Here is an 8,724-nt window from a genome sequence, read left to right on the forward strand (position 1 = left end):
GTGCGCGGATAATCCTCCTTTCCGTCGGGGCGGAATGGCGGCTGAATTGAGTCAAAGTTCAGGCGCGTTAGATAGGGGGACTCGGCTAGGCGCGGTCGCGGTTCCACTCGTTATACGGAAGGAGGACTTCTGGTGGTGCTGAGCTGTGAATGGCGTCGAGTAGACGGGTGGCGTGTTGCCAGTCGAGGATAAGCGGTCGCTTTCCCATCAAGGAGTCAATTAGGCGCGTGCGATGGATGTTCATCGTGCGGGCGGCATCCTTTGTAGTGAATCCAAAGTTTTCCCACTGTGATTTCGCGGCATTTAAGACGTGTTGGCGGTTCTGTGCGCTGATCCGGTAAAAGGCCCATTCCCGGGATTCGGGTTCGGTGAGGGCGCGGAAAAGCTCTTGTGGATCGATTGCGAGAAGCTCGGCCAGAGCAACCACGGCCGGTTCGGAAAGCGGTTGTCTGGCCTGTGCGAGCGCCGTGGAGGTGTGAACTTTCCCGTTGAGGGCATGATGGAGGGGTTTGCCTGTCAGGCGCAGCCGGTGGAGGTGAAAAGCCAAGCGGGCCTCTAGCGAAGCGGCATCTTGGTCTTCACGGAGGAGCGGCCATTTGTAGGGCAGTCCGGGTTGCTTTCTTTTGAAAGCATATGGGACCGGATCTTAGGCGGGTCAGGAAAACTCCTGACGGGGTTTGGATGAGCGGAATGCGGGACAATCAGCCGGAAAATCCGCAAAGGGCATATATCCGCTTCTTAATCGGCAGCAGGCGGGATTTGTATCGCAGCAGTTTCGGAAAACGGTTTCGGATAAAGGTTTCCAGAATCCCAAGCGGGCTCTGCAGCTTGGCACGCATAAGGGCGGTACTTACGGCCGCGACGACGTCTTGGCGGTTGAGTGCCGTTGCGTAGGCGCGGATTTCCTCGGCGAAAAGCTTCGAGGAATAGGTCTTCAGGAAGATGTTTCGGAACAGGGTGGGGGAATAGCCATCCCACCTAAAGGTGTGGGCGTTCCGGGTTTGGCCGGCGAGGTCGAGGGTCAGCATCGTGCGCAGGCACTTCTGGCACCTCGAGCAGTTCAGCTGGTCGGCGTGAAGGGTTTTCGTGCAGACCCGCAAGAGCTGGAGGGCCATCGGGGTTGTGGCGATGTGAAGGGTTTTCTGGATGCGGTTGAACTGTGCGCCATCGTGGACGATTTGTGTGCGTGCGGATGTGTGCAGGGGATCGGTGAGGGGGTGCGAGCCGAAGGGGATGAGCTGGCCATAGGTGAAGGTAGAGCCGATGAGCACGGTATGAAGCTTCTTTCCGAGGAGGTGGGCTACGGCGGCGAGAGCGGAGCCATGGACGACTTTCTCCCAGCTGTTTTCATAGGTGTCGTGCCACTCGAGGAGATTGGTGCGGATGACGATTAATGTTTTGCCAAGCTTCTCGGCCGCATCCTGAAGGTACGTCCGGGTGGTGTCGAAGAGGGCGGCATTGTCGAGGGGGATATCGAAGCCCCAGACCAGAAGCAGCTTGTCGATCGTATAGTGCCCGTCGAGACCGGAATTGGGGACGTCGCTGTTGCGCAGCAAGGTGAAAAGGCTATCGACTCCGCCGGAGAAGAAGGAGCCAACTTCTTGGTGCTTGGGGGAAGAAGGGGAGGAGAAACCTGCGGTGTTGAGCTTGGGCGAATGGTATTGGGGATGGAATTGCTTCCACTGGCGGATAAGCGCTGAGACGTTGTTGAAAAGCAGCCGGTCGACGGGACCGTCTATTTCAATGTCTTCGCCAAGCAGAAGTGCGTATGGCGCGGCAAAGCAAAGCCATGCATCCCAGTTTGCTTCAAGGTAGGAGGAAAAAGGCTTTTCGACTTCGAACCAATAGTTCCTTTTTTCCGATATCGAAGTGAAGGTGACATCAATACTTGTGCGCACCCAATTAGGGTCGGGGGCGGTTTCAATTTTCAAATTGGTCAGTTTCACGGGATGCTTGATATTGGAAAAATAGATTTATGGCAACGGAAAGATAATTATCTTGGTCTTCTCCGCATAATTAGTGCATTCCCCTGACAGGTGCTCACATTCTTTTGCTCGAAGCTGTCAGGTTGCTGTGAATGGCTTTGCTGGTGTTATTCATATGTATTAAGGTGTGGACAATGAAAGCGTAATGGCATGGCAAATACGGAACGAATTAGCATCAGCGTTGATAAGCAGCGTGCAGGGCGTATCCGTAGCCTGGTCGAAAACGGGGCCTACCCCAGCATCAGTTCAGCATTCGATGCCGCTGCGGACGTACTGCTTGCGCGCGAGGCGGAGAAAGAGGCCTGGTGGGCGGAAACCTTGCACCGCTGCGATGAAGCAGAGCAGCATCCTGAGAAGATGCTCGACGTCGACACTTTCTTTAGCGAGGTGCGCGCCGAGATCGAGAGCTTGAAGAAGAGGGGCAAGGTGCGATAATGCGGCGCGAATTTGCGCTGCATCCGGTCGGAAAGCAGGATCTTGTGGATGCGTGGCTGCTGGTCTACCGCAACGATGGTGAGGAACGGGCCGACAGAGTCACCGCGCGGATCGAGGCCTTCATCCGCAGCTTGCTGGAGTTTCCCTTCATTGGCCGTCTGCGTGATGACCGTCGACCGGGCTTGCGGATTTGCAGCGTACCGGGTCTCCATACCGCAACAGTCGTCTTCCTTGTAGCGGACGAACGTGTGAGTGTTCTTCGTATCGGCTACCTCGGCCGGAATGTGGTGGATTACATCCCGGAGGAATCAGAAAAGCCATGAATCGCTACCATCGCCTGCGGCGCGTTCTGATTGTCTGCCATCATTGCTTGGCGGACATCGCATATTACCGCGGGGGCTTTTCCGGGAGGGATGCGGTGTTTGACACCAAAAGCAACTTCTGGAGGACAGTTAGCGGCAACTTCCTCGATATGGCAGTGCTGGCCTGGTGCAAGCTTTTCACCAACAATGAAGACCACAACTGGAAGCGCGTTGTTCCGGCGGCGGACCATGGAGCGTTCGAAGCGGGATTGGTCATAGCGGTTGGCATGACGACGGCTGAATGGGGCAGCTACATCGCTGCCATGCGGACCTACCGCAACAAATTCCTCGCCCATCTCGATTCCGAGGAGATCATGAACATACCGCAGCTTGACCCGGCCATTGCCAGTACAATCTATTACGCGGAGCACCTTATAGCGAAGGAGTCTTCGCTTGGTGGGTTGGCGAGGGAGGATATAGATTTGAGGGGGCGATATGCCCAGTGCAAAAAGGAATCCGCGGCCATTTTCAGCAGGAAGGGTTGCTTTGGGCCGTAGGTTAGTGCCCCGGCGTCAATTGTCACTGGGGGAGTGTTTCGAATTATAGAATGGAAATAAGGATATTTATGCGAAAGCCATAAACGACACTTTTAAATGCTCAAACGTCACATTTAAATGAAGCCAGCACGCTAATACAATGATTAAATTGCCATTTTTCTCATAATGTTAGTTATGTTAAATTGTTGAGGTTAACGACCGTGCCCAATTTTCGTGTTTGTCGAGATCAGTAATTGAGTTCACGTCTGTCATTTAATTAGTTCCTCGATTTTTCCTCAACATCAGTTTTTGACTTCTGTTGACCTTCTGCAATATGTCCTTTCGCTCGGCACAATAAAGAAATAGGCGGCGAAAAGAATATGGGGTATTTTGACTTTCAAAGTGAATGTACCCTACATTGTTTATCCAGCGTTCCCTTGAAAAAACCCTCATCAACTACGGTGGCAAGTTCTCTATCGTCCTGGTGACGGGTGCTCGTCAGGTCGGAAAGTCCACCCTGCTGCGCAAAACATTGCCCGACGCCGAATACGTGACCTTGGACGACCCAGAAGACCGGCTCCAAGCACAAAAGGAGCCAAAGCTGTTCCTGTCGCGCTTCAAGGGGCAGACCATCATCGACGAGGTACAGTACGCGCCGGAGCTGTTCCCATTACTCAAGATGCGCGTGGACGAGGATCAGCGTAAAGGCCAATTCTGGTTGAGTGGTTCCCAGCAATTTCACATGATGAAGAATGTCACGGAATCCCTTGCGGGCCGAGTGGCGATCCTCAATCTAGCAGGTTTGTCCACGCGCGAGTTGTTGGGCGAGCCGGATGCGTTGCCGCTGTGGGAACGTCTATCGAAGCCTGTGAAGGCATTGCCTGTAGGCGACGTGTTCGAACGGATTTGGCGCGGGAGTTATCCGGCGCTGCACGATGGTCGCGGGGTTATCCCCGAGGAATTCTACCCCGCCTACGTACAAACGTATCTGCAGCGTGATGTACGCGACCTCGCGCGGGTTGGTGATGAAAGCGCCTTTCTGCTGTTCATGCAGTTGGTGGCCAGTCGAACCGGCCAGCTGACGAATCTCGAACAGATCGGCAAGGAAGCGGACATCTCTGGCACCACCGTGCGCAACTGGCTTTCTATTCTCGAAGCATCGGGCATCGTGGTTTTTGTTGAGCCTTACCACAGCAACACCAACAGCCGATTGGTGAAGGCGCGGAAGATGTACTTCGTTGATACCGGTCTGGCAGCATGGCTCAGTGGTTGGAAAACAGCAGAGTCTCTTGCGCGCGGCGTGGCCGCCGGCGCATTCCTCGAAACGTATGTGGTGAGCGAGGCGATGAAGGGTGCCTTCAACCGAGGCCAGAAGTCAGACTTCACTTTCTTCCGTGACCATAATGACCGCGAGGTTGATATCGTTTCGATGGCTGGCCGAACGCTTGTACCCATTGAGGTGAAGACCACATCCCGTCCGGATGGCCGCACGGCGCGGCGCCTCCTCATCGGTGACAGTTTGAAACTTACCCAGGGTGATGGAGCTATCGTCTGCATGGTGGAAAAGATCTATCCGCTTTCAGAGCAGGTCCAAGCGTTCCCAGTGGGAATGGTCTGAAGCGAACGTTTTCAAACTCAGGTGTTTATATCTGTCTTACTTTGATGGCCATTCGCTTCAAGGATTGGGTTACCGACATGGCAGAGAGGTCATGGAAAGGCACCCATTGCAGGGCCTTGGATTCGTGGCTGACTTTAAAGTCCATGTTTCGCGCCAGAAGCAAGTAGCGAATGTCGTAGTGCAGGTGGCGCGGTTCGCCTTTTTCCGGGTTGTCGGGAATCTCATGTACGTCCACGTCGAAGATGCCGGGCGTGAAGAGCTTGATATCGGTTTTTCCGGACTCCTCTTCGGTTTCGCGTAGGGCGACGCTTCGGATGTCGGCTTCTCCATCGGCATGGCCGCCGAACTGGAGCCACTTGTCCAGGGCCGCGTGGTGGGTGAGAAGCACGCTTTGGCGGTCGGGGGAAAGCAGGAAGCCCGAACCGGTAATGTGTCCGGCGAAGTTTGTGCGGTCAAACGGGTTGCTGTCGCGGCGCAGGAATTCAATGGTGGCCCGGATATCTAGGCGCTCTTTTTCATCGAACGGCTCCGCTGCGGCCATGTCGTCCAGCAGGTCATTCTTGGTGTAATTCCGATTTTGCAGCGTCATGACGTTTTGCGGGGTTCCTCTTCCAGGATCGTGTGGTGCCGAGCGCGTGTCTCGTTCCGGCATGCTGATGTTGGTTGTTCGCTAAGTGCCGATGTGAACCGGATATTGCCACACGGAGTAGCGGATGATACAGAACGAAAAGTGAACATGATCGCTTGGCTTGAGGCAATGCAGTGGAGCGAAACAGACCGCCGCGCGTCCGCGACGTGCTTGACGATGACACCCTGACGAAGGTGTCGGTTAGCTGTAACAACGTGAAGTGTAGGCACTCGGCGAGCGTCCTGCTTACCCGTTTTCTTGATGCGGGAGCGACGTTGGACACGCCGATGTTCCAGTTGCGTGAGTGGTGCGTGTGCAGCAAGTGCGGATCTCACGATTTACAGACACGAACGACTCCGTACCCTCGCGGGGTCAAAGGGGTACCCCACGTGAAGGACGTGTAACGGCATGTGCAATATGCGCTCGATGACCAAGACCCGGGAAACGGTGGGCAAGCTGTTTCGTGTTTCAGACAACCGGATGCCTGCCGTTGAGCCCATGGCGGGCATTTATCCGGCCAACGATGCGCCGGTGGTGCGGATGGCGGAAGACGGTGAACGAGAGGTGATCCTTTCGAGCTGGGGGTTTGTTCTGCCTCAGAAGGACAAGGCGCCGAAGCCGGTGACCAATTTCCGCGATGACAATCTGGGGTCGCCGTTCTGGCGCTCATCGTTCGAAAATCGCCGCTGCCTCGTGCCGACGACATCCTTTGCGGAACCGAAGGGGCGAAGTCCCGCCATATGGCACTGGTTTGCATTGGGCCGTGACCGGCCCCTTTTTGCGTTTGCCGGAATTTGGCGGGGGTTCCGTGGCGCGGTGAAGAAAGACGGACCCATGGTGGATCTGGCGGTTCACTCGTTCATGACAACAAAGCCCAACCCCCTCGTCGCCACTGTGCACCCGAACCGCATGCCGGTGATCCTCACCACCGAGGAGGAGTTTGATACCTGGCTGAACGGTACGGCGGATGAAGCACGGGCGTTGGTTCGATCTTATCCGGCCGATCGGATGGAGATTGTTCAGTTCTCTGAAAAGAAAGTGGATTTGCTACAGCAGCCGGGTTGAAAATGACGATTTGATTTTGAAGAAATGAATTTTGGGAAATTGTCAACTTCCCTTGGGTGCCGCAATACACACAAACATTGGCAGCCGCATATTTCTTCGGCGGGTGTGGTGGCAACGGAGCGACCTTAGGAAGCGTAACCATTAGCCATCTGGTTCCTTACAACACCGGAACCAAGTCACTAATCCTCACCGTCGTACTCTTAGGCTGCAGAGCGTCATCAAGCGGCTTAATGACCAGCTTTAAGGGCATCTGTCCGGCAATTCCGCTAAAGATGCACGTTCCCGTGGGTAACGTTGGAATGGATTCTTCTGTCAGCTTGTCGATGTATGAGACCGCGCTCGCAATGGATTCTAGGTCTCGCTGATTGATTAGACGATGGATGAAGTAGTTGTGCGCCTGAGATGTTATGGTGTGTGAAATGTCATTAGGCCGCTGGCTCGCAATAGTGACGAACACACCGAACTTGCGCCCCTCCTTGATGATCTCTTCAAAGGTCTCAAGTCGGTAGTCCTTCCAGCTCTCCGCTTCACGGAAGGATTCTCTTGAGAGGATGTTGTGCGCTTCATCGATGATAATCGTCAGAGCCTTACCCGAATTGTGAACTTTATGCTCTTGATAAATCTTCCGGCAAATCAGCAACGGTATGTTTGCTTGGCGTGCAAGAAGTATGTTCTTCCTCTCGAAGAGAAGCTGATCGACGTTTCTAAGGAACGTGACGTAGCTAGATTGGGTTTTTTGGGTATCCGCGTTGGTCTGATCCCATTGCTTCTTCTCTACACCCTCAATGAACTCCAGAGCCATCGAGTCGGCTTCTTTGTCTTTGCCCTGGGCAAGGAGTTGATTAATATCGGACTCGATATTTCCAAACAATGGAATCGCTGGCAGGGAAGCGCCCGAACCAATCAGAAAGCTTAAGTTGCCGGACTGGATGTATCCCTCGAGCACCTTGAGTAGATCATCATTGCTCGGGCCCAACTTTATCGTTGAAGCCATGGCACCCCCCATTTTTTAACCTATTGTAATCAAATTGCAGAGAAGCGCCAAGGAAAGCGTGACCTCCATCTACTTCAATCGTTTCAGTATGGCTCTATCCTTGGCTGTAAGCACAAAGCGACGGCTCCCATCGGGGTTCGCGTCGGGAGGTTGAGTTGGGAAGGTTGTCCGGTACATTGCCCGTTCCTTGATCTTCAAGCTGTGATGCAAGTATCGAATGGTGGTGTTCACAGCTTGAAGATCGAGGGACATCGCGATGGTAGCAATATCAATACCATCCTCGAACATCAGCATTGCCGCCGTGTGGCGTAGCTTATCGACGTCCTCCGTCAGTATTTGAAAACAGATGTTTAGGTGTCTTAACAGTCTAGGCGCAGAGTGATTTGATGCCTCAAGGACGGAGCATATCGCTAATCCCTCTTACACAACATGTAATTGAAGGGAATGCGTTGTTGTAGCGTGCCAACACTGCTGGCCGACCTACATCGACATCTTGCGTTTGCGGGTCCTGGGCTTTGGGGCGCGTGAGGTTTGGAGGAAGGACTCGAGCGGCGTGGGTTCGACGGTGTCCTCTTGGGGTAATGGTCCGGTTGCGCGCATGAGTTCGTCGCGTCGCGCGGCGGCTGTGCCGATTGCCAGGTGGGATCTCTGGCTGTTCAGGATGGCATTCAGGTAGTCCGAGGTCTGGCAGGTGAGCGTGTAAGCGGTGTCGGCCTTCTGCCTCAGGTCGTTGAGGAGGCCATCAAGCTGTTCGGCCTCAATGCCATCCCTCACCCATTGCCGGCTTTCATAGTAGGCGATGGCTTCCTTTAGGTGACGTTTGGCTTCATGTTCCTTTGCCCCGAGGCCTTTGAGTAGCTGGGCAGTGGACCTAGCTTGGGAGGCTTTGTAGTCCTCGCTCCAGGAGGCGAAGGGGGATTTGTTAGTCATCGTGACATGCCAATCGAGCGTTTGCGCTGTTTGGAGGTGGGACGCGACGCCTGCCTTTGGTCACGCTTTTGCTGGTACTCGATGCGAATGTGCTGTTCGCGGCCGTCCTGTTCCTGGCGCTGGCCCTGTAGTGCGGACACCGCCGTTGAAATGGCGGGCATCAACTCCGTGAGATGCTGCTCGTTATAGAGGTAGCGGTTGTTGGCGCGCTCGAGTTCCGCCGTTTTGCAC

Annotated in this window: 12 protein-coding genes; 5 read left to right on the forward strand and 7 right to left on the reverse strand. The window is 54.5% G+C overall.

The annotated features are described in order from the left end of the window. Window positions 1-85: 85 nt before the first annotated feature. A complete protein-coding gene (locus K5845_RS20720) occupies window positions 86-547 on the reverse strand; it encodes a hypothetical protein (protein ID WP_287959916.1) in 462 nt (153 codons plus the stop codon). Between the two features lie 154 nt (window positions 548-701). Beyond that, the gene (locus K5845_RS20725; RefSeq protein WP_287959917.1) at window positions 702-1,946 is read right to left on the reverse strand and encodes a hypothetical protein; all 1,245 of its coding nucleotides are present in this window, start codon (window positions 1,944-1,946) and stop codon (window positions 702-704) included. A 189-nt stretch (window positions 1,947-2,135) separates the two neighbouring features. Between K5845_RS20725 and K5845_RS20730 the strand changes: the two genes are divergently transcribed. From K5845_RS20730 to K5845_RS20745, 4 genes are all read left to right on the forward strand, one after another. Further along, window positions 2,136-2,420, forward strand: coding sequence for a hypothetical protein (locus K5845_RS20730; RefSeq protein WP_287959918.1), 285 nt, complete (start codon window positions 2,136-2,138; stop codon window positions 2,418-2,420). Then, window positions 2,420-2,743, forward strand: coding sequence for a type II toxin-antitoxin system RelE/ParE family toxin (locus K5845_RS20735; protein WP_287959919.1), 324 nt, complete (start codon window positions 2,420-2,422; stop codon window positions 2,741-2,743). Before K5845_RS20730 ends, K5845_RS20735 begins: the two co-directional genes overlap by 1 nt. Further along, entirely contained in the window at window positions 2,740-3,279 is a 540-nt protein-coding gene (locus K5845_RS20740; RefSeq protein ID WP_287959920.1) for a hypothetical protein, read from the forward strand. The genes K5845_RS20735 and K5845_RS20740 overlap by 4 nt, the downstream gene beginning before the upstream one ends. A gap of 397 nt (window positions 3,280-3,676) precedes the next feature. Continuing rightward, the gene (locus tag K5845_RS20745; protein ID WP_287959921.1) at window positions 3,677-4,876 is read left to right on the forward strand and encodes an ATP-binding protein; all 1,200 of its coding nucleotides are present in this window, start codon (window positions 3,677-3,679) and stop codon (window positions 4,874-4,876) included. 25 nt (window positions 4,877-4,901) lie between these two features. Here the strand turns inward: K5845_RS20745 and K5845_RS20750 are convergent, their stop codons facing one another. Then, window positions 4,902-5,465, reverse strand: a complete 564-nt coding sequence (locus K5845_RS20750; RefSeq protein WP_287959922.1) for an NUDIX hydrolase — start codon at window positions 5,463-5,465, stop codon at window positions 4,902-4,904. 456 nt (window positions 5,466-5,921) lie between these two features. Here K5845_RS20750 and K5845_RS20755 point away from each other — a divergent pair, with 456 nt between their 5' ends. After that, on the forward strand, window positions 5,922-6,569 hold the full coding sequence (locus K5845_RS20755; protein ID WP_287959927.1) for an SOS response-associated peptidase: 648 nt from the start codon (window positions 5,922-5,924) through the stop codon (window positions 6,567-6,569). Between the two features lie 157 nt (window positions 6,570-6,726). Here the strand turns inward: K5845_RS20755 and K5845_RS20760 are convergent, their stop codons facing one another. From K5845_RS20760 to K5845_RS20775, 4 genes are all read right to left on the reverse strand, one after another. Beyond that, window positions 6,727-7,563 (reverse strand): ATP-binding protein, encoded by an 837-nt coding sequence (locus K5845_RS20760; RefSeq protein WP_287959923.1) that lies wholly within the window; start codon window positions 7,561-7,563, stop codon window positions 6,727-6,729. A gap of 69 nt (window positions 7,564-7,632) precedes the next feature. Continuing rightward, the gene (locus tag K5845_RS20765; protein WP_287959924.1) at window positions 7,633-7,851 is read right to left on the reverse strand and encodes a hypothetical protein; all 219 of its coding nucleotides are present in this window, start codon (window positions 7,849-7,851) and stop codon (window positions 7,633-7,635) included. A gap of 192 nt (window positions 7,852-8,043) precedes the next feature. Continuing rightward, on the reverse strand, window positions 8,044-8,493 hold the full coding sequence (locus tag K5845_RS20770; RefSeq protein WP_287959925.1) for a hypothetical protein: 450 nt from the start codon (window positions 8,491-8,493) through the stop codon (window positions 8,044-8,046). After that, on the reverse strand, window positions 8,490-8,724 hold a 235-nt coding region (locus tag K5845_RS20775), incomplete at its 5' end, for a hypothetical protein (protein ID WP_287959926.1). The genes K5845_RS20770 and K5845_RS20775, both read right to left, overlap by 4 nt.

The organism is Filomicrobium sp., from assembly GCF_025698805.1.
In the GTDB taxonomy this organism is placed as follows: domain Bacteria; phylum Pseudomonadota; class Alphaproteobacteria; order Rhizobiales; family Hyphomicrobiaceae; genus Filomicrobium; species Filomicrobium insigne.

Excerpts from the sequence above, each read along its gene's own strand:
- K5845_RS20770 (WP_287959925.1), bottom strand. The coding sequence starts at position 8,493 with ATGACTAACAAATCCCCCTTCGCCTCCTGGAGCGAGGACTACAAAGCC.
- K5845_RS20760 (WP_287959923.1), bottom strand. The coding sequence starts at position 7,563 with ATGGCTTCAACGATAAAGTTGGGCCCGAGCAATGATGATCTACTCAAG.
- K5845_RS20735 (WP_287959919.1), top strand. The coding sequence starts at position 2,420 with ATGCGGCGCGAATTTGCGCTGCATCCGGTCGGAAAGCAGGATCTTGTG.
- K5845_RS20750 (WP_287959922.1), bottom strand. The coding sequence starts at position 5,465 with ATGACGCTGCAAAATCGGAATTACACCAAGAATGACCTGCTGGACGAC.
- K5845_RS20740 (WP_287959920.1), top strand. The coding sequence starts at position 2,740 with ATGAATCGCTACCATCGCCTGCGGCGCGTTCTGATTGTCTGCCATCAT.
- K5845_RS20730 (WP_287959918.1), top strand. The coding sequence starts at position 2,136 with ATGGCAAATACGGAACGAATTAGCATCAGCGTTGATAAGCAGCGTGCA.
- K5845_RS20765 (WP_287959924.1), bottom strand. The coding sequence starts at position 7,851 with ATGTTCGAGGATGGTATTGATATTGCTACCATCGCGATGTCCCTCGAT.
- K5845_RS20755 (WP_287959927.1), top strand. The coding sequence starts at position 5,922 with ATGCGCTCGATGACCAAGACCCGGGAAACGGTGGGCAAGCTGTTTCGT.